A 22,695-nucleotide genomic window follows, 5' to 3' on the forward strand; every position below is an offset into this window, starting at 1 on the left:
GAAAGCCCACGCCGCCGCCTGAGACGAGAGCCCACGCCGCGTCACGCGGACGCGGCGTGGGCTCTGCCGTCCTTCAGGCCTCGACGGGCTTGCGGCGACTCGCCACCCGCTCGTAGAGACGTTCCAGCGCGGCCGCGGTCCGTTCCCAGGTGTAGCTGCTACGGACCCGGTCCACGGCGGCGTGACCGTAGGCGAACCGGCCGGCGTTGTCGGCGAGCAGCCGGCGCAGGGACAGCCCCAGCGTCCGGACGTCACCGGGTGGCACGAGGCGGCCGGTGACCTCGTCGACGACGGCGTCCGCCAGGCCGCCCATCGCGTAGCCGACAACCGGTACCCCGCACGCCATCGCCTCCAGGGAGACGCGGCCGGCCGAGGAGTAGTGCGGAGTGCAGGCCACCACGTCGGCCGAGCGGTACCAGGTCGCCATCTGGTCGTGCGGTACGGCTCCGACGAGGCGTACCTGCTCGGCGACCCCGGCGCGTTCGGCCAGTTCGCGCAGGCGGCGTGCCTCGGTGTGGTGGGACAGTTGGTCGGCGGGTGGGCCACCGGCGATCACCAACTCGGCGTCGCCGACCAGCCGCATCGCCCGGATCAGGTCGTCCTGGCCGTGCCCCGGGGACAGCCCGCCGACGGAGAGGATCCGGGACCGCTGTTCGCGCGGAGCCGCCTCGCCGTCCGGGTGGAACTGCGCGGTGTCCACCCCGGCCGGCACCATCGCCACGGATGTCCGTTGCAGGCCCATCCGGGTCAACTCGTCGACCTCGTCGTTGGACTGGGCCACGGCGATGTCCACCGCCCGGGTCAGCGCCCGTTCCAGCGGGATGCGCTCCCCCGGGCCGTCGTACCCGCCGCCGAGGTGGCGAAGCTGCTCCACACCGAGCGAGTGGAAGGTCTGTACGACCGGGATGTCGGTCTCCCGGACGGCGTGCGCGGCAGCCAGCCCACCGATCCAGTAGTGCCCGTGCACCACCTCGGGACGCCAGGCGCCGCCCCACTCGTCGGTCAGCCAGCGCCCGAACTCGGTGACGTGCGGGACGAGTCCGGCGGTGGGCAGGGCGGTCGGCGGACCGACTGGCACCCGGTGCACCCGGTAGCCGTCGACGTCCAGCGTCGCCGGCAGTTCCGGGTCGTCCCGGCGCTCGTAGATCCGGACATCATGGCCTCTGCCCGCCAACTCGGCGGCGACCCGCGCGATGTGTTGTCGAGTGCCGACCGGCGGGCCGTCGGCGTGCCGGTACGAACTGCTGTGCGCGCAGACGAGGCCGACGCGCATGGGTCACCTCCCTGCGATCTTTTCCTCGGCGGTCCCGGTCAGAGCGTCCCATTAACCTGCGCGCGCCGAGTCGAAACCTGGCAGATCGGGAACAGTCACCGCGAGTGCCACCGACACTTGCGCCACGGCAATCACAGCGGCCCCGAATCGGAACCTCACCGGCCGGTGGTATGACCGGCCCCGACCCGGGGTACCGCTGGGAGATGCCGCTGACCCGGAGCCTCGACGATTCGACCGTGGTGATCACCGGCGCGTCCAGCGGGATCGGCACGGCCACCGCGTACGCGTTGGCGCGGCGTGGTGCCGCCGTGGTCCTCGCCGCCCGCAGCGAGCAGGCGCTACAGCAGGTCGCGCAGCGCTGCCGGCAACTGGGGGGCCGCGCGCTGGCCGTACCCACCGACGTGACCGACCTCGACTCCGTGCAGCGCCTGGCCGAGCGGGCGGTGGTCGAATTCGGCCGCGTCGACGCGTGGGTGAACAACGCCGCGGTGAGCGCGGTGGGTCTGTTCGACGAGATCCCGGTCGCCGAGTTCCGGCGGGTGCTGGAGGTCAACCTGCTGGGCACGGTGCACGGCATCAAGGCCGCGCTGCCGCACCTGGAAGCGGCCGGCGGGGGCGTGCTGGTCAACAACGCCTCGGTGCTGGCCGAGGTGGCGATGCCGTACCAGTCGGCGTACAACGCCGCCAAACACGGCATCCGCGGCCTGGCCGACACCGTCCGGCAGGAACTGCGGGTCACCGGTCGGGGGCAGATATCCGTCTGCACCGTGTTGCCGGCAACCATCGACACCCCGTTCTTCCGGCACGCGGCCAACCACAGCGGTCGGGAGCTGGTGCCACCCCCGCCGATCTACCCGCCGGAGGTGGTCGCCCAGACGATCGTGCGGTTGCTGCGCCGGCCACGCCGGGAGGCGTACGCCGGTGGGGCCGCCCGGCTGCTCGGCCTCCAGTGGCGGCTGGCGCCGGCGTTGGTCGAGCGGACCCTCGGCTGGTACGCCCACCGCACCCAGTTCGGTCCGGGCGTCCGGCTGGACAGCACGGGCAACGTGTTCCACGCCGACGGGCAGGCCAGCCGCGACGGCGGTTGGCACGGCCGACGGCGTCAGTTGGTGCGGATGACGGCGGCGTTCGGTCTCGCCGCGGCGGGCACCGCCGTCGGCACGATGGCGGCGATCAACCGCCGCTCCCGGTCGATCCGCTGATGACGGGCCCTGCCCCGGTTACGGCGGGAGGGCAGCGGGTAGTGATCAGACATGCGCGACAACGAGTTCCCGACCCCCGTGTCCGACACCGAGGCGGAGGGTCTGCCCGACACCGCCGACGACGACTCGACCGCCTACGACGACGTCCTGACCGGGCGTGAGGCGGACGGTCCGGAGCCGGCCCAGATCCCCGGCGACCGTACGCCGGTGGCGGTGGACCGCTTCGGGACGACCGCCGAGGAGCAGCTGGACGGGGAGTCGTTGGACTACAAGCTCGACCGGGAGGTCTACGAGCGCCCGGTGGACGACCCGCTCGCCGGCCCGGTCGACCCGAAGATCGCCTTCGAGGCGGAGAACGAGGCCGCCGCGGCGGAGGCCCAGCTCGACGCCGACGTGATGGACCCGGGGCCCACCTCGGACCCCAACTCGCCGGTCTCCCTCTACGACCACGGTCAGCTCGGCACCGTCGCCGACGCCACCGTGGGCCGGCTGGTGGAACCGGACGAGGGGGCGCACACCGACCAGGAGACCGATTCGGTGGCGTACGACGCGGGCGCGGCCGGTGGCGGGGCGACCGCCGAGGAGCTGGCCATCCACGAGACCGAACCGCCGCGCTCGGTCTGAGGTCCGGTCAGTCGTCCAGCCCACGCTCGATGGCGTAGCGGGTCAACTCGACGCGGTTGTGCAGGTGCAGCTTGCCCAGCGTGTTCTGCACGTGGTTCTGCACCGTACGGTGGGAAAGGCCGAGCCGCTCGGCGATCTGCTTGTACGACATCCCCTTCGCCACCAGACGCAGCACCTCCGTCTCCCGGGCGGTGAGCCGGGGCGTCCCCGGCTCACCGTCGTCGGCCGTGCCGGCCTCCGGCCCGGCGGCCAACCGGCGGTACTCCCCCAGCACCAGCCCGGCCAGGCCGGGCGTGAAGACCGGGTCGCCGTTGGCGGTGCGACGTACCGCGTCGAGGAACTCGCCGGGCGCCGTCGACTTCACCAGGTAGCCGGTGGCGCCCGCCTTGACCGCGTCGAGCACGCTCTGCTCCTCGCCACTGGCACTGAGCATGAGCACCCGCACGGCGGGCAGGGCGGCGCGCAGCCCGACGACGACCTCGACCCCGGAGATGTCCGGTAGTTGCAGGTCGAGCACGACCACGTCGGGTCGGGCGGCGGCGCCGATCCGGATGGCCTGCCGCCCCTCGCCGCTGGTCGCCACCACCAGGAAGCCGGCCTCCGCCAGGTCCCGGGCCACGCCCTCACGCCACATCGGATGGTCGTCGATCACCATCACCCGCACGGCGTTCACGGCCGCGTCCTCGGCACGGTCAGCTCGATCTCGGTGCCGGCGTCGGGGCTCGACATGATCCGGACCGTCCCGCCCAGGTCGGTCACCCGGCCGCGGATCGACTGGGTGACACCGAGCCGCCCCTGCGCGGCGGCCTCGGCCAGTCGGCTCTCTTCGATGCCCGGCCCCTCGTCACGGATCGACACGGTCACGGTCTCCCCCTCGTCCTCGACCAGCACCCAGGCCCGTCCCCCGGCGTGGCGGCCGACATTGTCCAGGGCCGCGCCGGTGGCGGCCGCCAACTCGCCGGCCACCTGCCGGGGCAGGGTCACCGGGGTGGCGGGCGCCGAGAGCGACACCGCCGTCGAGGCGTACCGGCCGAGCAGGTCCCGCAGGTCCACCGCGTCCGTCCCGGTGATTCCGGCGGGCGTGGTGCCGGCGATCAGAGCGCGCAGCGCGGCCTCCTGCTCACCGGCGAGCCGGGCCAACTCCCCGGCCTCACCGGGCAGGTGCGCGCCGCGCCGCTGCACCAACGCCAGCACCTGCAGGACCGAGTCGTGGATGCCGCGGGCCAACCGCTCCCGCTCCCGGGTGGCCGCCTCCAGCTCCACCGCGTGCTGCAGGCGTTCCTCGGCGCGCACGGCGAGCCGGGCGACGTGCCCGACCACCACCCCGGCGAGCAGCAGCAGGATCACCCCGGTGAAGGAGGACTGGCCGATCCGCTCCCGGGTGGCCAGGTCCGCGCCGGCCACCAGCAGCGCGGCCACCGTGCCGCGCCGCCGGCCGCCGGAGACGGCCCAGGCCAGCACCGGGCCGGCCATCCAGGCCACCCCGAGAGTGGGTACGCCGTGCCCGAGCGCCTGCCGCCCCACCACCCACGGGCTGGACAGCACGATGGCGATCACCACGCCGAGGTCGACCAGCAGCAGTGGCCAGCGACGCCAGGCCGGTCGGGCGTACGCGACGGCGGCCAGCCCGGTCCAGATGACCATCACCAGCACCAGGGCGCCGACGATGATCGGGTGGGCGTACCGGTCGGCGTCGCGTACGGCGAGCACGCCGACGTACCCGAGGGAGGCCAGCCGGAAGACGGTGAGCGCCCGCCAGAGCGGCACCTCGAAACCACCCGGCGGCGACGGCATGGCGGTCAGGATGCCACAGCCGGGTCGGTGACGCGGGGGCCACGTGGTGCGGTCCAGGAAACCCTGACGTACGGTTGAAAAGCCGCGAAATATTCCGAGATCCGCCGCCGGGACAGGGCCATGACGAATGCAGATCCGCACGCACCGCGTACGGTTGTGCCCATCGAACCCGCCCTCCTGATCGCCGAGGCCTTCGACCAGGCCCAGGTGACCGAGATTCGACACTCGGTCACCTCCTGCGCGCACGCCTGCGGCCTCGACGGCCAACGGCTTGACGACTTCGTGCTCGCCGTCAACGAACTGATCACCAACGCGGTGCGGCACGGCGGCGGGCGCGGGTGGCTCCGGCTCTGGCAGGAGCCCGGCGAGCTGCTCTGCGAGGTGGCGGACCACGGGCACGGCATCACCCCGCAGCGCCTCGGCGACCGGAGTCGTCCCGCCGCGGAGACAGCCGGCGGATGGGGCCTCTGGCTGGCCCGCGAGCTGACCGACGCGATGGAGATCGCCACCAGCTCCGCCGGCACCACCGTCCGAATCACCACCACCCTCCCCACCCCCTAACCCCACCCCACCCCACCCCGCCCCCACCCCACCCCACCCCACCCCGCCCCCACCCCACCCCACCCCACCCCACCCCGCCCCCGCCGCGCCCCGCCGCGCCCCGCCCCGCCGCGCCGCGCCGCGCCGATCTTGCACTTTCGGTGGCGACGAAGCGGTCCCAAGGCGACATTTGGGAGGCACAAAGTGCAAGATCGGCGAGCCGAAGCGGGGCGAGGCGAGGGGGCGGGCGGGGCGAGGGGGCGGGCGGGGCGAGGGGGCGGGCGGGGCGAGGGCGGGGGGCGGGGAGGGCCGGGGCGGGGCGGTCAGCCGAAGAGGGCGGAGACTGACTCGCCGTTGTGGATTCGGCGCATCGCCTCGGCCAGAGCCGGGGCGACCGAGAGGACCTGAAGCTTCGCCACCCGCTTCTCGGCCGGGATGGGGACCGTGTTGGTGCAGACGATCTCCAACACGCCGTCCTGGTCGCTGAGCCGGCGCAGCGCGTCGCCGGAGAACAGGCCGTGCGTACAGGCCAGCCGGATCGAGCGGACCTTCAGGTCGCGCAGGTGCTCCATCAGCTCGATCACGGTGCTGCCCTTGGCGATCTCGTCGTCCAGCACGATGACGTCCCGGTCGGCGACCTCACCGATCACCGCGCTGATCTTGACGAGGTCGTCGCTGAACCGCTGCTTCGCGCCGGCCGCGACGGGCGTGCCGAGCAGCCGGGCGAAGGCGGCTGCCTCCTTGGCGTTGCCCAGGTCGGGCGAGACCACCACGGTGTTGCTCAGGTCGTACCGCCGGAAGTGCGTGGCCAGCTCCCGCAGCGCGTGCAGGTGGTCGACGGGGACGCTGAAGAAGCCGTGCACCTGCGGCGAGTGCAGGGTCAGCGCCAGCACCCGGTCCGCTCCCGCCGAGGTCAGCAGGTCGGCGACGAGCCGGGCGCCGATCGAGATCCGTGGCGCGTCCTTCTTGTCCGAGCGGGCGTACGCGTAGTGCGGAAGCACCACGGTGATCCGGCCGGCGGACGCGCCCCGCGCCGCGTCGATCATCAGCAGCAGCTCGACCAGATTTTCCTGCACTGGCGGCACCAGCGGCTGGATCAGGAAGACGTCCCGCTCCCGGCAGTTGGCCTGCAACTGCACCTCGAGACAGTCGTTGGCGAACCGGGAGACCCGTACCGGATGCAGCGGCACCCCCAGGTGGGCGCAGATCTCGGCGGCGAGGTCGGGATGGGCAGTTCCACTGAAAACGGCGATGTCGCGCACGTTCGCACATCGTAGGCGACGCGGGGCCGACGTGACGCGTGTCGCACCACGCCGCCACTGCGGGTACGGTGCTGCCGTGACCCCCCAGTACGTCGCCGCCATCGACCAGGGCACCACCTCCTCGCGGTGCATCGTGTTCGACGCCGCCGGGGAGATCGTCACCGCGGCCCAGCGCGAGCACCGGCAGATCTTTCCCCGCCCCGGGTGGGTGGAGCACGACGCCGAGGAGATCTGGGACAACGTCCAGCGGGTGGTCGCCGAGGCGCTGCGGTCCGCCGGCGTCGATCCGTCAGGGCTCGCCGCCGTGGGCATCACCAACCAGCGGGAGACCACCGTCGTCTGGGACCGGGCCACCGGCCGGCCGATAGCCAACGCCGTGGTCTGGCAGGACACCCGCACCGGCCCGCTGCTACGCGAGCTCGCCTCGGCGTACGGCGAGGACTGGTTCCGGGCCCGCACGGGTCTTCCACTGGCCACCTACTTCGCCGGCCCGAAGCTGCGATGGCTGCTCGACGAGGTCGACGGCCTACGCGAGCGCGCGGAGCGCGGCGAGGTGCTGTTCGGCACGATGGACAGTTGGTTGATCTGGAAGCTCACCGGTGAGCACGTCACCGACGTGACCAACGCCAGCCGGACCCTGCTGATGGACCTCACCACCCTCGACTGGGCTCCGGAGCTGCTCGACGCGCTGGGCGTGCCCGCCGCGATGCTGCCCGAGATCCGCTGCTCGGCCGAGGTGTACGGGACGGCCACCGGCGTGCTCGCCGGGGTGCCGGTGGCCAGCGCGCTCGGCGACCAGCAGGCCGCCCTGTTCGGGCAGACCTGCTTCCAGCCCGGCGAGGCCAAGTGCACCTACGGCACCGGCAGCTTCCTCCTGCTCAACACGGGCGCCACCCCGGTGCCGTCCACGCACGGCCTGCTCACCACGGTCGCCTACCGGATCAAGGACCAACCACCGGCGTACGCCCTGGAGGGCGCCATCGCGGTCACCGGATCGCTGGTGCAGTGGCTGCGGGACAACCTCGGGTTGATCTCCTCCGCGGCCGAGGTGGAGGACCTGGCCCGCACCGTGGACGACAACGGCGGCTGCTACGTCGTGCCGGCGTTCTCGGGCCTGTTCGCCCCGCATTGGCGCAGCGACGCGCGGGGGGTGATCGCCGGCCTGACCGGCTACATCACGAAGGGGCACCTGGCCCGGGCGGCGCTGGAGGCGTCGGCGTGGCAGACCCGCGAGGTGGTCGACGCGATGGACGCCGACTCCGACGTGGCGCTGCGCCGACTCCGGGTGGACGGCGGGATGACCGCCAACACGCTGCTCATGCAGTTCCTCGCCGACGTGCTCGACGTCCCGGTGGTCCGCTCCCGGATCACCGAGACCACCTGCCTGGGCGCCGCGTACGCCGCCGGCCTGGCGGTGGGCTTCTGGCCCGACCTCGCCACCCTGCGCGCGCAGTGGCGCTCCGACGCGCGGTGGGAATCGACGATGGCCGCCGAGCTGCGTGAGCGGGAGTTGCGTCAGTGGCGCAAGGCCGTCCAGCGCACGCTCGACTGGGAGGAGTGAGTCATGCCGCAGGTGGTCCTGGCGATCCTGGCGGGCCTCGGCCTGGCCGGAAGCGCGTACGCCCTCGTCCGGTTCCGGCGCGACCTCGGTCTGCTGCGCCGGGGCGTACGAACGCCGGGTGAGGTGGTGGAACTGCGTCCGGTGACCCGGGGGAACGGTCCCCGCACCTACTACCCGGTGGTGCGGTACCGACTGGCCGACGGGACCGAGGTGACCGCGACGCCGGGGCGCTTCCGGCAGACCCCGCTCTCGGCCGCGCCCGGGCCGGTCACCGTGGTGTACGAACCCGAGCGTCCGAACCGGATCCTCGTCGAGTCACCGAGCATCGTCGGAAGGTCCTCGGTGCTGGTCCCGTTCGTCTCGCTGCTCACCGTCAGCGTGACCGTGCTGCTGGTCGGCGTCGGGATCTTTGTGAGCCTGGGCTGATTCGCGCTCCACAGTGGTCCGATCCCCCATGGGTGGACCGTGGTGGGTACCGTCGGCCGGTCACATCGACGACAGCGGGAGGGACACGATGAGCGGGCCGATCGGCGGCACACCGAATCCGGACGTGATGGCGCAACTGTCGGCGCGGATGCGCGAGCAGTTGAGCCGCGGCGAGGAGCTGCGCGAACGGTTGACCGGGTTGACCGGTCACGCCGAGAGCGAGAACGGGTTGGTGCGCGTCACCTGCACCGCCGACGACCCGGCGCGGGAACTACACCTCGACCCACGGGCCCTGAGACTGCCCGCCGCCGAATTGTCGGAGCTGGTCGCCGGCCTCCTGCGCGAGGCGCGGGCCGACCTGGCGCGGGCGACCAACGAGGTGATGCGTGAGTTGGGTGGCCCGGCCGGCCCTGCGGCGGTGCTCCACGACCCGGCGGCAGCGCAGGCGAAGCTGGCGCAGCTCAACGACATGGTCAGCGGGCCGCTCCGGGAGAGCACGGAGATGCTGGAACGGCTGCGGCGTCAACTGGGGGTCTGAGGGCGCCAGCCCGGGAGCGGGTCAGCGGCCGCGCCGCACCCGCTGCACGCCCGCCCGCAGGAAGACGACGGCGAGCGCCACCGTCACCGCCAACAGGACCGCGCCCACCATCAGCGGGGCGATGAGCCAGGCCATCAGGCTGGCGGTGGCCCGGTCGCCGTTGGCCCAGCCGTCGACCCGGTCGCCGGTGTGAAACGAGCCGCCGCCCACCGGGCCGCTGACCACCCTTCCGTCGGACATGTTCCAGGTGCCCCGGCACCGCTGGGTCCCCTTGGGACCACCGTTGTCACAGGACTCGACCTGGATGCTCACCCGCTCGGCGCCGATCAGGTTGCGGCCGAGGCCGATGGGCAGCACCAGCAGGACCAGGAGCATGAGGATCGGCACCATAACCCGCTGCCAGCGCGGTCGGCGGGCCATCCGGGTCAGGTAGTCCTCGGGGGGCGTCGACGCGGAACGTCCGGCTGCCATGGTTCGCAGGCTACCAGCGACGGGCACTCACGCCCATCCATGATCCTGTTAGGCTGTCCGCGCTCCGGCACCATGAACATCGATCACGTACACGGGGAGAGTCGATGATCGAGGTTGACCCGCCGGCGATCCGCGCGCTCGGCGACACGATCGAGCGTCAGGTCGGGCCGCCCCTCGACGCCTGCGCCGAACTGCTGGAGTCCGCCCGCGCCATCGAACACAGCAACTTCACCTCGGTGGTGCCGCAGCTCGCGGTCGCCTACGTCGGCGCGATCGAGTTCGTCGAGGAGCAGTTGCGCACCAAGCGCGAGCACCTCGCTGAGGTCCGGTCCCGGCTGGGCCGTACGGCGGACAACTGGGAGGCCGCCGAGACCGCCAGCACCATCGCTCCCCGCTGAGGACGCCGGAGACCGACATGGCAGACCCCACCTACCCCGCAGCCGCCGCGAAACTCGCGATGACGGAGATCAGCCTGGCCGCCGCGGTCATCCCCGCCGCCTGGCCGATCGCCCAGATCGTCTACTTCAACCAGTGCGACCCCGAGACGATCATGCGCAAGGGCGGCGACTGGTTGGCCATGTACGACCAACTCGGCACCGCCCACGGCAACCTCGACGACGCCCTCGCGACCCTGACCGCGGCCCAGTGGAGCGGCAAGGACCGCGAAGCGTTCGGGGTGCACATCAACGCGTACGGAACGCAGATCGTCGGCACCCAGGTCCTCACGGTCACCGTGGGCGTCACCATGCTCTGCGTCGGAGCCGCCCTACTCTGCCTCGTCGTGGCGTACGCGGTGGTGTCCACCATCCTGGCGGTCTTCGCCGCCTTCATCGCGGCGGCCGGGGCAACCGTCGTCGGCGCACCGGCTGCGGCGTCCGCCCTGGCGACGGCGAACTCGTTCGCCGCCTCGGCGCTCAGCTTCCTCAAGGGGATCGAGACGATGGCCGAGGCGATCGCCACCGGCGGGGCGGCGGCCATCGCGGGTGCCGCCTCGTTCGACGTCGGCACCCACCTGGGCAGCGGCGACGTCGGGGTGCTCAAGGATCTGGTCCAGGCCACCGTCGACGGGCTCGACAATGTCGCCGCCGGGTTCCTGTCCAAGTGGGAGCGCGACTTCGTGGGGTACGGCATCCACAGCGGCGCCCGACACGCGGTCGGTTCCCCGACCGGCCCCGGCTACCTGGTGTACGGAGGCGGCACCCAGGTCGCGCCGGCCGGCACGGACGGCGACGGAGACACCGTCTACGGCACCTCGGGCGTGGTCGACAACCTGTGGTCGAGGTTGTTCGGGAACGACGCCTGGAACCACTGAGGGTCCCAGGCCGGCGCGGTCACTCCCAGCGGTTGCCGGTGAGCTTCTCGTACACCTCGACGTAGCGGGCCCGGGTCGCCTCGACGACCTCGGCGGGTACGTCCGGCGCGGGCGGCAGCTTGTTCCAGCCGCTACCGGTGGCCCAGTCCCGCACGTACTGCTTGTCGTAGGAGAACTGCACACGGCCCGGCTGGTACGACTCGGCGGGCCAGAACCGCGACGAGTCAGAGGTCAGCAGTTCGTCGGCGAGCACCAGGGTGCCGTCCGACGCCCAACCCAGTTCAATCTTGGTGTCGGCGATCAGGATGCCCCGGTCGGCGGCCAGTTCGGCCCCGCGCCGGTAGATGTCGAGGGTGATCTGCCGCAGCCGCTCGGCGGTCTCCTGGCCCACCTTGGCCACCACGTCGTCGTACGTGATCGGCTCGTCGTGCTCGCCGGCCGGCGCCTTGCTCGACGGGGTGAAGATCGGCTCGGGCAGGATCGACGCCTCGCCGAGCCCTCGGGGCAGCGGTACGCCGGAGACCGTTCCGGTGCGCTCGTACTCGCGCAGGCCGCCGCCGGTCAGGTAGCCGCGGGCGACACACTCGACGGGGACCATGTCGAGCCGCTGGCAGCGGATCGCCCGGCCGGCGAACTCGGCCGGCACATCGGTGGCCGAGATGACGTGGTTCGGCACCAGGTCGGCGAGCTGTTCGAACCACCACAACGAGAGCGCGGTGAGCAGTCGACCCTTGTCCGGGATCGGTGTCGGCAACGGCACGTCGTAGATCGAGATGCGATCCGACGCGACCAGGATCAGGTCGTCGCCGTCGGCGTACACGTCCCGGACCTTGCCCGAGTGCAGAAGTTCCACGTGCCCTAGTACACCACGTGACGCCGCCGGGTCCGTCCGGCCACCCCTGGGCCCACGGGCCGACCGGGGTGACCGGACGGACGTTGACACCCTCCTGCGCCGCCTGCGTGAATGGTCCGACCCCCGTCCGTCGGTGCCAGGAGACCCCGTGTCCGCTGTTCGTCCCCCGATCAACCGGTTTGCCGCCGACCCGGGCCGACGCCGGGTGCTCACCGCGCTGTTCGGCGCTCCCCTGCTGGCCACCGGCGGCCTGGCCGGGTGCAGCGACGGCCCCGACACCTCGACCGGGAACGGCCCGGTCGAGCTGTCGGTCTTCTGGTGGGGCGGGGCGAAGCGGGCCGAGCTGACGGAGAAGGTCCTCCGGCTGTACTCCGAGCGCAACCCGGGGGTCACCTTCCGGGTGACCTGGCAGGGCGTCGACGGCTACTACGAGCGGCTCGCCACCCAGGCGGCCGGCGGGAACGTCCCGGACCTGATCCAGCTCGACGACTCGATGCTGGCCGAGTACACCCAACGCCAGATCACGCTCGACCTGAGCCAGCCGATCGCCGATCACCGACTGGACCTGCGTGGCCTGCCGGAGGGTCTGGTCCGGTACGGCACGGTGGACGGGCGGACGACGGGGGTCGCGGCCGGGCAGACACTCGCCGCCGTGGTCTTCAACCGGGACCTGCTGCGCGAGCTACAGGTGCCCGAACCGCGTGGCGGAATGTCCTGGGCGGACTACATCGCCTGGGCGCAGCTGGTCACCGAGGCCAGCGACGACCAGGTGGCCGGCACGATGGACGCGTCCGGCGACTACCGCGCCCTCTGGCTCTGGCTCCGGTCCCAGGGCGGCGAATTCTACCGGGGTCGGGAGCTGGGCTTCGGCGCCGACGAGCTGATCGCCTGGTTCGAGCTGTGGCAGCGGGCCCGCGCCGGCCGGGCGACGCCGGGCGCGGCCCTCGTCGAGCAGGCCGACAGCGGGGAGCCGTCCCGGCAGCCGGTGGTCACCGGGTTGACGGCCGCGTCCTTCGCCTGGTCCCACCAACTGCCGGAGCTGCAACGACTCACCGACTCCGAGCTGGGCGTGGTGGGCTTCCCGGGGCCGCCGGGCGCCCAGTGGGCACGCGCGTCGATGTACTGGGCCGGCTTCCGGGGCACCCGCCACCCGGACACCGTGGCCGACGTGATCAACTTTTTGACCACCAACGGCGAGGCCGGCACGGTCCTCGGCCACGAGCGGGGCCTCAACCCCAGTCTCGCCGTTCGCCGGTACACCCAGGGCAGCATCACCGACCCGGCCCAGCAGCGCGCCGCCGCTCTCGGGGACAGCCTGGCCGATCAGCTCGGGCCAGCGCCGTCACCGCCACCGAAGGGCCACGCCAAGGTACGCACCCTGCTGGTCACCGCCGCCGAGCGGGTCCGGGTCCGACGGGACGGTACCCGAGAGGCCACCGCCCGCTTCCTGTCCCAGGCCATCGGCGCCCTGGCGGGCTGAGCCCGGGTCGTCAGCGCGACGGGTCGGGCTCAGCCCACGAGCGCGACGGATCAGCGCGGCGGGCCGCCGCGACGGTTACGCGTGAGGCGCAGCACCAGGAACACGATGATCGCGACCACCACGAGGCAGCAGAGCAGACCGAGGAAGCCGAAGCCGCCACCACGGGAGCGCCGCCGCGCGGCCTCCACCACCACCTCGCCGGCCCCCGTGGACGCCCAGGCCGCGACCGGCACGAAGACCGCCAGGACCACCGCACCGAGGACCGCGCTGAGCCGGCCCCACCACTTGCCGAAGGAAGACATGCGCCCATCCTCGCCGAAGGGCGCAACCTCGGCACGGCGGTAGACGCCAAATTCACGGGACCGGGCACGGCGGGCCGCGCAATGCGCCCGCAACCACACGGTAAAAGAGATGATCTTTACATCGATCCATCCAGATGATCGGATTCGGCAACTGGTCATCTCAGGAGGCACTGTGCGGCTCTCTCTCACCCGAAGATCTGCGGCAGCAGCGGTGGGCGTCACCCTCGTCACCGCTCTCGTCACCCCAACGACGGCCCACGGCGCTCCGGCGTCCCCACCCCCGACGGCGCCGCCGGGCCGGGCGGCTGACGCCGCGGCCACACCCGTGACGGTCACGCTCGTCACCGGCGACCGGGTCACGGTGACCCCCGGGCGCAACGGCACGACGCCCACCGTGGACGTCGTCCGCGCCCCGGGCGCCACCGGCGCCGTACGCATCGCCACCGAGGGCCGCGACACCTACGTGTATCCGGACGAGGCGTTGCCGTACCTGGCCACCGGTCGCCTCGACAAGCAACTCTTCGACGTCACCCAGCTCGTCGCCCAGGGCTTCGACGACGCGCGGGCCGACGCGCTCCCCCTGGTCGTCACCCGCACCGCGGGCTCGGCGGCGCTGCGGAGCCGCACCGACCTGCCGGGCGCGGAGACCACGCTGGACCTGCCGTCGGTCCGTGGCCAGGCGATCCGCGCCCACCGCCCACGGGCCGCCGAATTCTGGTCGGCCCTCACCGGCGGCCGCCAGCCCGGCGGGACGGCGTCGACGGCCCGCGCCGCCGACACCGCGACGCCCTCCTTCACGGCCGGCATCGACAAGGTGTGGCTCGATGGCAGGGCGAAGGCCGCCCTCGCCGACACCACCGCTCAGATCGGCGCGCCGGCGGCCTGGGCCGCCGGTGGGACGGGCAGCGGCGTACGGGTGGCCGTGCTGGACACCGGAGTGGACACGACCCACCCGGACCTGGTGAACCGGATCGTGGCGTCCCGAAGCTTCATCCCCGGCCAGGACGTCATCGACCGCAACGGGCACGGCACCCACACGGCCTCCACGGTCGCCGGGACGGGCGCCGCGTCGGACGGTCGGGAGCGGGGTGTCGCCCCCGACGCCGACCTGGTGATCGGCAAGGTCCTCGACGACTTCGGAAGCGGCTCGATCTCCGGGATCATCGCCGGCATGGAGTGGGCGGCACGGACCGAACACGCCAAGGTGATCAACATGAGCCTGGGCGTCAGCGCCTGGCACAGCCAGGACGATCCACTGAGCCAGTCCGTCAACCAACTGACCGCCGAGACCGGCGCGCTCTTCGTCGTCTCGGCCGGCAACAGCGGTCCCGACCCGTACACCCTGGGCGCGCCCGGGACTGCGGACGCCGCGCTCACCATCGGCGCGGTGGACGCCACCGACCACCTGGCCGACTTCTCCAGCGCCGGGCCCCGGATGATCGACGACGGCCTCAAGCCCGACCTGACCGCCCCCGGCGTCGACGTGCTGGCGGCGCGCTCGCAGCACATCGAGTGGGGCGAGGGGTTCTACCGTCTGGACAGCGGCACCTCGATGGCGGCGCCGCACGTCGCCGGAGCCGCCGCCCTGCTGGCGCAGAAGCACCCCACCTGGAGCGCCAGCCAGATCAAGGACGCCCTCATGGGCACCAGCGTGCCCACGCCCGACTACAGCGCCTACCGGGCCGGTAGTGGTCGGGTGAACGTGGCCGCCGCCTACCACCAGGACCAGATCATCGCCACCGGATCGGTCGACGCCGGACTCGTCCCGTGGTCGCCCGGCGCGCAGCCGAAGCCGATCACTCGGAAGATCACCTACACCAACACCACGGGCAGCGCCATCACCTTGGCGCTCGCTGTCGAGGGCGCCGACGCCCCCGCCACGACGTTCGCGGTCGGTGCCAGCCAGGTGACGGTACCGGCGGGGGGCACCTCGACAGTCGACGTCGTGGTGGACCCGAAGGCGCTGACCCCCGGCCGGTACTCCGCCCGGATCACCGCCCGCCACGCGGCCGGTGCCGTGCACACGGCCGTCGGGATCGCGGTGGAGTCCAGGAAGTACGACCTCACGATCCACCTGAGGGACCGCGGCGGCCGGCCGATGAGCGGTGAGGTCGAGATCGTCAGCGCCGACGGCGTCTCCACCTTCATGTGGGTACGGGATGGAAAACTCGTCAGCCGATGGGCCCCCGGCTCCTACACCGTGGTCGGCGCGGTCGACGTCGAGGGCCTGCACGGCGACGGCTCCCTCGGCCTCGCGATGCTGACCGTGCCCGAGGTCGAGCTGACGACCAACCGGGTCGTCGTACTCGACGCCTCGGCGGCCCGTCAGGTGAAGGTGGCGACAGCGCAGCCGACCGCCGTCACCAACAGCCGCATCGACGTCTACCGCTCGTTCACCTCGCGCGAGCCGACGCCCAGCGACGCGAGCGCCCTGCGCGAGACGTTCTGGCCCGGCGCCACCTACGACAGTCTGTGGGCGCTCCCCACCAGGGGCACGGTGCGGGAGGGCAGCTTCGTCTTCACCACCCGGATCCGGGCGGAGCAGACGCCACTGGAGATCAGTCACGACGGCCGTCGTACCGGTGACCCACTCGCACAGCCGGGCGCCCGCCCGCTGACCGACGGCACCACGCGCCTGGACGCCGTCTTCGCCGGCACCGGCGCGACGGCGGACTACGCCGGGGTCCCGGCCCGCGGCAAGGCGGTCGTCGTCCGACGCGACGACGCCGTGTCCCCGTCGGACCGGGTCAAGGCGGCGACCGCCGCCGGCGCGGCGCTGCTCCTGGTCGTCAACGACGGCGAGGGCCGCGCCAGCGAGTGGTATGGAGAATCCGACGGTACGACGAACGGGCCGCTCCCGGTCGCGTCACTGATCGCGGGCGACGGCGAGAGCCTGATCGGCAAGATCACCGCCGCCGGCCGCAAGGGGGTACGCCTCACCGTCACCGCCCACCCCTCGTCGCGGTACCTGTACGACCTGGTCGACTACCACCGTGGCGGCGTACCCGTCGACCCGTCGCCCAGGACCGACCCGAAGCACCTCGCCCGGATCGACCTGGTGTTCGCCCCACCACCCGGCCAGCAGGCCGCCGAGACCCGGACGGACTTCCCGCCGTACGAGTGGGCGGCCGCTCGCGGGTTCCGCTTCCAGCCGGTGGCCCCGGGACCACGTACCGACTGGGTCTCCGCCGGCGACGGCGTCCGGTGGAAGCAGTTCGCCGACGTCCTCAACTGGGGGCGGTCGTACACGGATGAGATCGCCTACCGGCCGGGCAGCGTCCAGAAGGACCGTTGGTTCGGGCCCATCACGCGGCCACGCCTGCTGACGTACGACATCCCGTTCCGGGGCGAGTTCGGGATCAGCGCCTACATCCAGGGGTTCGGCGACGGGGGATCCGCGCACAGCGGCGGGGCCGCGATGCTGCAACGAATCTCGTTCTACCAGGGCGACCGGCAACTGGTGCAGTTCGAGAACTGGCCGGAGCTGTTCGCCGGTGAACTGCCGGCGCAGCGGTCACCGTACCGGCTGGTCGTCGAGACGGAGACCAAGCCGGAGTTCAGCCCGTACTCGTCGAGCACGCGTACCGACTGGACCTTCTTCTCCGCCGCCGTCGCTGGCACGGACGTGCAGGCGATGCCGCTGATCCAGTTGGACTACGGCACGGACGTGGACCTGGCGGGCCGCGCGCCGCGCCGGAACGACCTCACCATCACCCCGGTGGTGGTGGGCAGCACGGCCGCGAAGGACGGCGTCTCCTCGCTCGGCCTCGAGGTGTCGTACGACGACGGACGCACCTGGCAACGGCAGAGCCTCAAGGAGCGCGGGGGCACCTGGACGGCGGCCCTGAACGCGCCGGGCCGGGCCGGGTACGTGTCGATCCGGGTCACCGCCAAGCAGCGTAACGGCGGTGGCGTCACCCAGACCGTCATGCGGGCCTTCGGCCTGCGGTGACATGTGCGCGGGGGCCGGTTCGCGCCGGCCCCCGCCCGCGACGGCGGCGACGTCGACCGGAACGACAGAACCCGGTCCCTGTGCGGGAACCGGGTTCTTGTCGTACCTCGTGGTAGCGGGGACAGGATTTGAACCTGCGACCTCTGGGTTATGAGCCCAGCGAGCTACCGAGCTGCTCCACCCCGCGTCGGCTGTTAAAGCTTAACCCACTCGTCCCGGCGATGATCAGCGGGGGGTCGCCCCACCGGGCAACCGCGCGAGCGGACGCGCCAATGACGAAAGCCCGCCTCCGGAAGATCGGAGACGGGCTTTCTCTCGTAGCGGGGACAGGATTTGAACCTGCGACCTCTGGGTTATGAGCCCAGCGAGCTACCGAGCTGCTCCACCCCGCGTCGGCTCGCTAACCGTAGCGCACCGACCCGGGGCACCGCAAAGCGACTCCGATACCGCCGTCAGCCCAGCCAGTTCTCGATCGCCGCCACCGCACGCCGACTGTCGGCGTCCACCTGCGCGCGCTCGGCGGCGGTGTACTCCCAGCCCTGCTCCCAGAGCACCGTCACCACGTCGTCGACCCGGACCGCCCGGACCAGCCGCACCTCGTACGCGCCCGGGTCGCCCATGCCCGCCGGGTACGGGGCCCGCAGCTCGAACAGCACCGACTCGTCGCCGTACGCCCCCGGGTCCAGGATTCGCTGCCGCCAGACCCTGGTGTCGTCGGGCATCTTCTGCTCGGGGCAGGCGCGCACGGCCTGCCGCAGCTCCCGCAGCGCGTCGTCGGCGCGGCCCGGACGGTAGATGGTGATGCTGTGCCGGTAACTGCCGTCCGGCACATTCCCGGCCGGGGTCTCCGGCCGCTTGTAGGCGATCGACCGGGCACGGCGCTGCACCACCGCCGACTCGCTGGCGTACCGGGCGCCGCACAGCGTCGGCAGGACCGGCCCCGCGGCGGTCGACTCCAGACCGGTCCGGTTGGCGGCCGCCAGGACGAAGAAGGCCCGGTCCGGGATCGAGGTGGGCGCGTGGGCGGTGGCCTGGACGGTGGGCGCGCCCGACCGCGTACCCCCTGCGGTGGTGTGCGACGGCGTCGGGGACGACGATTGCGGCGTGGGCGGCGCGGACGCCGACGGGGTGGGCGTGGAACTGCCCGCGACCGACGGCGGGGCCGGCGTGTCAGCCGGTGGCGGCAGCGGCACGGACCCGTCCACGGGGAACGCCAGGCGTCCGCCGACGGCGACCCCACCGAGCAGCACCGCCACCGCCAGCGCGCTACCCGCCGCTCGGACCAGGGCCCGCCGGTCGGCGTGCCGCCGGACCACCTCGGGAGGTGCCACCGTCACGTCGTCCACGGCGACGGTGAGCGATCGGTACAGGTCGGAGAGTTCAGCGGACATCGTTCGCCTCCAGTTCGTCGATGTGGACGTCGGGCAGCAGTACGGCCAGCCGGCACCGGCCGCGGGACAACCAGGACTTGACGGTGCCGACCGGCACGTCGGCCTCCCGGGCGATCTCCTCGACCGACATGTCGAAGAGGTAGTGCAGAGCCAGCGCCTGTCGCTGCGCGGCCGGCAGTTGACGGAGCGCGCTCACGAGCAGCACCCCGTCCTCACCCGGTGGGGGCGCGGTCGGCGGCGGACCGCTGCGGCTCAGCAGGACCCGCCGACGGTGCAGGTGCCGCCAACGGTCGTTCGCCAACCGGGAGACCACCAGTCGCAGCCATGCCTCGGGCGCCGGGTGCTCGGCGAGCCGCCCCCACTGCCGCCAGGCCCGCGCGAACGCCTCCTGCACGACGTCCTGCGCCTCGGTGTGGTCACCGGTCACCGCGTAGCCGTACCGGATCATCCGCCGGACGGTGCCCCGGTAGAAATCGTCGAAGCTCTGTGCGTCCCTCACGACTGCCCCCTTGTCCGCCCCCGATGCATCAAGGACGGCAGGGGGCCGGCCGGGGTTGCGGCTCGGCTGGACAAAGCGTGTCGGAGAGGCGACAGGCCGGCATACCGTACGGATGCGACGGAGCCCCCGACGTCCGGACCCGGGGGTCCGACGTCGAGGGCTCCGGTGTGCCTGACGAGCGGCTGGTCAGCCGCCCGGCGTGGCGCTCGGGGTGCCGGACGGCGGGGGCGCGCCGCCGCTCGCCTGCTGCGCCTGCTGGAACGCGGTCAACGCCTCGTCCAGCGCCTTCAGCGCGCGGCCGTACCGTTCGAAGTCCCCGGAGGTCTGCGCGGCGCGAACCTCCGTGATGGCGGACTGCACCCGGTCCGCGGCGACGGCCAGATCGCCGGCCGGCGGGGCGGTGCCGCCCGGCGTCGGGGTCGCGCTCGGGGTCGCGCTCGGCGTCGCGCCCGGCGACGGGCTGGTCGGGTTGCCACCCGTGGTGGGCGGCGGCGAGGTGCCCTGCCCGGCCTTCTTACCCTGATCGACCAACTGCTTGATGCCGTCGTTGATGTTGTCGGCGAGCGCCACGAACGAGCCGCCGTCACCGTAGGAGAGCAGCACCTTCTGCAACAGCGGGTACGCGTCCTGCTGGTTGCTCTTCACGTAGACCGGCTCGACGTAGAGCATCCCGTCGGCGAAGGGCAGTGACAGCAGGTTGCCGTACTGCACCTGCGCCTGGTTGCTGGAGAGCAGGTTGAGCTGCTGACGGATGTTCGCGTTGTTGGTCATCTGCTGGTGCACCTGCACCGGCCCGGAGATCCGGGTCTGGTCCGGCAGCTCCAGCACCTCCAGCCGGGGCTTGCCGTCGACGTACGACCCGGAGATCAGCGCGGCCAGGTTCTGCCGGCCGTTCGGGGTGACCGCCGAGGTGAGCTGGAACCGAGGGCTCTCCTGCCCGGGGAACTGGGTGAACAGGTAGTACGGCGGCTGCTTCTGCCCGCTGTCCGGCGCGTCCGGCACGTTCGGCACCTGCCAGAAGTCCTGCGCGGAGTAGAAGTCACCCGGGTTGGTCACGTGGAACTTGGTGAGCAGGTTCCGCTGCACCTTGAACATGTCCGCCGGGTAGCGGAAGTGCTCGTTCAACTCGACCGGGATGTCCGCCTTCGGCTTGATCAGGTCACCGCCGAACGCCTTGTTCCACGCCTTGAGCACCGGGTCGGTGTCGTCGTACTCGTAGAGCGTCACGGTGCCGTCGTACGCGTCGACGGTGGCCTTCACCGAGTTGCGCATGTAGTTGACGTTCTCCCGGGCCAGTTGGAAGGTGCCCCGGTTGGTCAGCTCGTCGGTCGTCTCGACCTGGAGGTTGACGCGCTCGGCGTACGGGAAGGTGGCGGCCGTCGTGTAGCCGTCGACGATCCACTGCACCCGACCGTCGACCACCGCCGGGTACGGGTCACCGTCCAGCGTGAGGAAGGGCGCGACCTTCTCGACCCGGTCCCGCGGGTTGCGCACGTACAGCAGCTTGGAGTCCTTGTTGACCGCCTCGGAGAGCAGGAAGTTCGACTCCTGCTCCTTGATGGCGTAGAGGAGCCGTCGCGAGAAGGAATCGAGCTTGACGCCGCCCTCGCCGGTGTAGGTGTAGGACTCGCCGCCGCCCTCACCGACGGGCCTGTCGAACTCGGCCTTCTTGTTCGGGTCGGACTGCCCGACGATCGCGTAGTCGTCGGCGGCCATCCGCTCGCCGTAGTAGATGCGCGGCTGCTTGGCGGGGATCTGCTCGGTCTGCGAGGAGCACGCCTCCTGGGTCCGCTCGCCGAGGAAGCCGGAGACGAAGAACGGCTGCCCGCCGCACACCACCTGGTTCGCCGGGGCGGCCACCAGGCCGTACCCGTGGGTGTAGACGGTGTGCCGGTTGATCCAGGTGTTCTGCTGGTCGGTCAACTCGCCGTAGTTGATCTCGCGAACACCGACGACGTAGTCGGACGTCTTGCCGTTCACCCCGTACCGGTCGATGTCCAGCTTGGGGCCGAAGTCGTAGAAGCCCCGGACCTGCTGGAGCTGGGTGTACGTCTCGCTGACCAACTGCGGGTCGAGCAGGCGCACGTTGGACACGACGGACGTGTCGGTGGCCAGGTTCGCCGGTGGGGTGAGGTTGCTCGCCGCGTACGGGGTGGTCTCGGTGTTGCCCAACCCGAACGCCGCCCGCGTCGCGTCGATGCTGCGCTGGATGTACGGCGCCTCCTTGTCCTTGGCACTCGGCTTCACCTCGAAGGTCTGCACCGCCCAGGGGTAGATGCCGCCGATCGCCACCGCGGAGACGCCCAGCAGGGCGAGCGAGATGCCCGGCCACACCAGGTTCCGCATCCAGGCGTTGGAGAACACGACGATCGCGATGGCCACGACGACCGAGATGTACGCCAGGATCTCCTTCGCCGTCAGCAGCGCGTTGACGTCCGCGTAGCCGGCGCCGTACAGCTTGGCGCCCTCGTTGTACTCGAGCAGCATCGCCCGCCGGTCCAGCACGTACGCGAGGGCCTTGAGCAGGACGAAAACCGCGACGAGACTGCTCAGGTGCGCGCGCGCTGCGTTGCTCATCCGGTCCCCGACGCCCTGGAGGCGGACCCCGCCGAAGAGGTAGTGCACCGCCAGCGCGCCGATCAGCGCCAGCACCACGGCGGTGAAGCCGACCCCGAGCAGGTAGCGCCAGAACGGGAGCTGGAAGACGTAGAAGCCGATGTCCACCCCGAACTCCGGATCGACGGCACCGAAGTCACCGCCGTTGCGGAACAGCAGCCACTGGTCCCACCGACTCTGGGCGGACAGCCCGGCGAAGAGGCCGATCACGGCGGCGATCAACGCGATCCAGGTGCCGAGACGCGGGCTAAGCGCCATCCGGTAGCGCTCCAGCGTGGCCTGCTCCGCCGAGTGCGGTCGCAGTCGCGGCCGCAGCCGGTACGCCAGCCACAGGTTGCCGCCGATGACCACCGCCATGCCGAGGCCGATGACTGCGAAGAGCAGCAGTCGGGTGACGAGCACACCGGTGAAGACCTCGGTGTAGCGCACCTCGTCGAACCAGAGCCAGTCGGTCCAGGCCTGGACACCCCAACCGAGCAGGGTGAAGAGCACGAACACCCCGACCAGGACGGCGATGGTGACCCGGCCGCGCCGGCTCATCCTCGGCAGAGGGCTGCTGCTACGCATTACCACTGTTGGCTCCGCACGCTCGATGTGAT

General features: G+C 72.0%; 20 protein-coding genes and 2 tRNA genes. 10 read left to right on the forward strand and 12 right to left on the reverse strand.

What is annotated here, in order from left to right; genetic code table 11:
* Positions 1 to 73 precede the first annotated feature (73 nt).
* Positions 74 to 1,273 carry a glycosyltransferase gene (locus tag ACQP03_RS29195; protein ID WP_357125889.1) on the reverse strand — a complete coding sequence of 400 codons (1,200 nt, stop codon included), beginning with the start codon at positions 1,271 to 1,273 and terminating at the stop codon, positions 74 to 76.
* A 170-nt stretch (positions 1,274 to 1,443) separates the two neighbouring features.
* Here ACQP03_RS29195 and ACQP03_RS29200 point away from each other — a divergent pair, with 170 nt between their 5' ends.
* Positions 1,444 to 2,475 (forward strand): SDR family oxidoreductase, encoded by a 1,032-nt coding sequence (locus ACQP03_RS29200; protein ID WP_357396467.1) that lies wholly within the window; start codon positions 1,444 to 1,446, stop codon positions 2,473 to 2,475.
* 51 nt (positions 2,476 to 2,526) lie between these two features.
* Positions 2,527 to 3,099, forward strand: a complete 573-nt coding sequence (locus ACQP03_RS29205) for a DUF5709 domain-containing protein (RefSeq protein WP_357125896.1) — start codon at positions 2,527 to 2,529, stop codon at positions 3,097 to 3,099.
* Between the two features lie 7 nt (positions 3,100 to 3,106).
* Here the strand turns inward: ACQP03_RS29205 and ACQP03_RS29210 are convergent, their stop codons facing one another.
* Together ACQP03_RS29210 and macS are read right to left on the reverse strand one after the other, a co-directional pair.
* Positions 3,107 to 3,754, reverse strand: a complete 648-nt coding sequence (locus ACQP03_RS29210; protein ID WP_433461227.1) for a response regulator — start codon at positions 3,752 to 3,754, stop codon at positions 3,107 to 3,109.
* Positions 3,755 to 3,768: 14 nt separating this feature from the next.
* A complete protein-coding gene (gene macS, locus ACQP03_RS29215) occupies positions 3,769 to 4,893 on the reverse strand; it encodes a MacS family sensor histidine kinase (protein ID WP_433459181.1) in 1,125 nt (374 codons plus the stop codon).
* A 120-nt stretch (positions 4,894 to 5,013) separates the two neighbouring features.
* Here macS and ACQP03_RS29220 point away from each other — a divergent pair, with 120 nt between their 5' ends.
* Complete coding sequence (locus tag ACQP03_RS29220) at positions 5,014 to 5,454, forward strand: ATP-binding protein (RefSeq protein WP_357125902.1); 441 nt, start codon at positions 5,014 to 5,016, stop codon at positions 5,452 to 5,454.
* 302 nt (positions 5,455 to 5,756) lie between these two features.
* Here the strand turns inward: ACQP03_RS29220 and ACQP03_RS29225 are convergent, their stop codons facing one another.
* The gene (locus tag ACQP03_RS29225) at positions 5,757 to 6,695 is read right to left on the reverse strand and encodes a ribose-phosphate diphosphokinase (protein WP_357125905.1); all 939 of its coding nucleotides are present in this window, start codon (positions 6,693 to 6,695) and stop codon (positions 5,757 to 5,759) included.
* Positions 6,696 to 6,771: 76 nt separating this feature from the next.
* Here ACQP03_RS29225 and glpK point away from each other — a divergent pair, with 76 nt between their 5' ends.
* From glpK to ACQP03_RS29240, 3 genes are all read left to right on the forward strand, one after another.
* Positions 6,772 to 8,256 carry a glycerol kinase GlpK gene (glpK, locus tag ACQP03_RS29230; RefSeq protein WP_433459184.1) on the forward strand — a complete coding sequence of 495 codons (1,485 nt, stop codon included), beginning with the start codon at positions 6,772 to 6,774 and terminating at the stop codon, positions 8,254 to 8,256.
* Between the two features lie 3 nt (positions 8,257 to 8,259).
* Entirely contained in the window at positions 8,260 to 8,682 is a 423-nt protein-coding gene (locus ACQP03_RS29235; protein WP_357125911.1) for a DUF3592 domain-containing protein, read from the forward strand.
* A gap of 88 nt (positions 8,683 to 8,770) precedes the next feature.
* Complete coding sequence (locus ACQP03_RS29240) at positions 8,771 to 9,220, forward strand: YbaB/EbfC family nucleoid-associated protein (RefSeq protein WP_357125914.1); 450 nt, start codon at positions 8,771 to 8,773, stop codon at positions 9,218 to 9,220.
* 21 nt (positions 9,221 to 9,241) lie between these two features.
* Here the strand turns inward: ACQP03_RS29240 and ACQP03_RS29245 are convergent, their stop codons facing one another.
* Positions 9,242 to 9,691, reverse strand: a complete 450-nt coding sequence (locus ACQP03_RS29245) for a hypothetical protein (protein ID WP_355050553.1) — start codon at positions 9,689 to 9,691, stop codon at positions 9,242 to 9,244.
* 104 nt (positions 9,692 to 9,795) lie between these two features.
* Here ACQP03_RS29245 and ACQP03_RS29250 point away from each other — a divergent pair, with 104 nt between their 5' ends.
* A complete protein-coding gene (locus ACQP03_RS29250; protein WP_357125918.1) occupies positions 9,796 to 10,089 on the forward strand; it encodes a hypothetical protein in 294 nt (97 codons plus the stop codon).
* Between the two features lie 17 nt (positions 10,090 to 10,106).
* On the forward strand, positions 10,107 to 11,003 hold the full coding sequence (locus ACQP03_RS29255) for a hypothetical protein (RefSeq protein WP_357125922.1): 897 nt from the start codon (positions 10,107 to 10,109) through the stop codon (positions 11,001 to 11,003).
* A 19-nt stretch (positions 11,004 to 11,022) separates the two neighbouring features.
* Here the strand turns inward: ACQP03_RS29255 and ACQP03_RS29260 are convergent, their stop codons facing one another.
* A complete protein-coding gene (locus ACQP03_RS29260) occupies positions 11,023 to 11,856 on the reverse strand; it encodes a phosphoribosylaminoimidazolesuccinocarboxamide synthase (protein ID WP_357175338.1) in 834 nt (277 codons plus the stop codon).
* A gap of 148 nt (positions 11,857 to 12,004) precedes the next feature.
* On the opposite strand from ACQP03_RS29260, the gene ACQP03_RS29265 reads away from it, so the two are divergent.
* Positions 12,005 to 13,336 carry an ABC transporter substrate-binding protein gene (locus ACQP03_RS29265; RefSeq protein ID WP_433459188.1) on the forward strand — a complete coding sequence of 444 codons (1,332 nt, stop codon included), beginning with the start codon at positions 12,005 to 12,007 and terminating at the stop codon, positions 13,334 to 13,336.
* 50 nt (positions 13,337 to 13,386) lie between these two features.
* Here ACQP03_RS29265 and ACQP03_RS29270 read toward each other — a convergent pair whose 3' ends face one another.
* Positions 13,387 to 13,638 (reverse strand): hypothetical protein, encoded by a 252-nt coding sequence (locus ACQP03_RS29270; protein WP_357125931.1) that lies wholly within the window; start codon positions 13,636 to 13,638, stop codon positions 13,387 to 13,389.
* A 172-nt stretch (positions 13,639 to 13,810) separates the two neighbouring features.
* Here ACQP03_RS29270 and ACQP03_RS29275 point away from each other — a divergent pair, with 172 nt between their 5' ends.
* Positions 13,811 to 17,590, forward strand: coding sequence for a S8 family serine peptidase (locus ACQP03_RS29275; RefSeq protein WP_433459191.1), 3,780 nt, complete (start codon positions 13,811 to 13,813; stop codon positions 17,588 to 17,590).
* A 110-nt stretch (positions 17,591 to 17,700) separates the two neighbouring features.
* On the opposite strand, the gene ACQP03_RS29280 is transcribed toward ACQP03_RS29275, so the two are convergent.
* From ACQP03_RS29280 to ACQP03_RS29300, 5 genes are all read right to left on the reverse strand, one after another.
* A tRNA-Met gene (locus ACQP03_RS29280) sits at positions 17,701 to 17,777 on the reverse strand.
* A 131-nt stretch (positions 17,778 to 17,908) separates the two neighbouring features.
* Positions 17,909 to 17,982, reverse strand: a tRNA-Met gene (locus ACQP03_RS29285).
* A gap of 60 nt (positions 17,983 to 18,042) precedes the next feature.
* On the reverse strand, positions 18,043 to 18,981 hold the full coding sequence (locus ACQP03_RS29290; RefSeq protein WP_433459193.1) for a hypothetical protein: 939 nt from the start codon (positions 18,979 to 18,981) through the stop codon (positions 18,043 to 18,045).
* Entirely contained in the window at positions 18,971 to 19,480 is a 510-nt protein-coding gene (locus ACQP03_RS29295) for a SigE family RNA polymerase sigma factor (RefSeq protein ID WP_357125941.1), read from the reverse strand. The genes ACQP03_RS29290 and ACQP03_RS29295 overlap by 11 nt, the downstream gene beginning before the upstream one ends.
* 186 nt (positions 19,481 to 19,666) lie before the next feature.
* A complete protein-coding gene (locus ACQP03_RS29300) occupies positions 19,667 to 22,663 on the reverse strand; it encodes a UPF0182 family membrane protein (RefSeq protein ID WP_357175347.1) in 2,997 nt (998 codons plus the stop codon).
* Positions 22,664 to 22,695 lie beyond the last annotated feature (32 nt).

Source organism: Micromonospora sp. CA-248212, assembly GCF_050948405.1.
Classification (GTDB): domain Bacteria; phylum Actinomycetota; class Actinomycetes; order Mycobacteriales; family Micromonosporaceae; genus Micromonospora.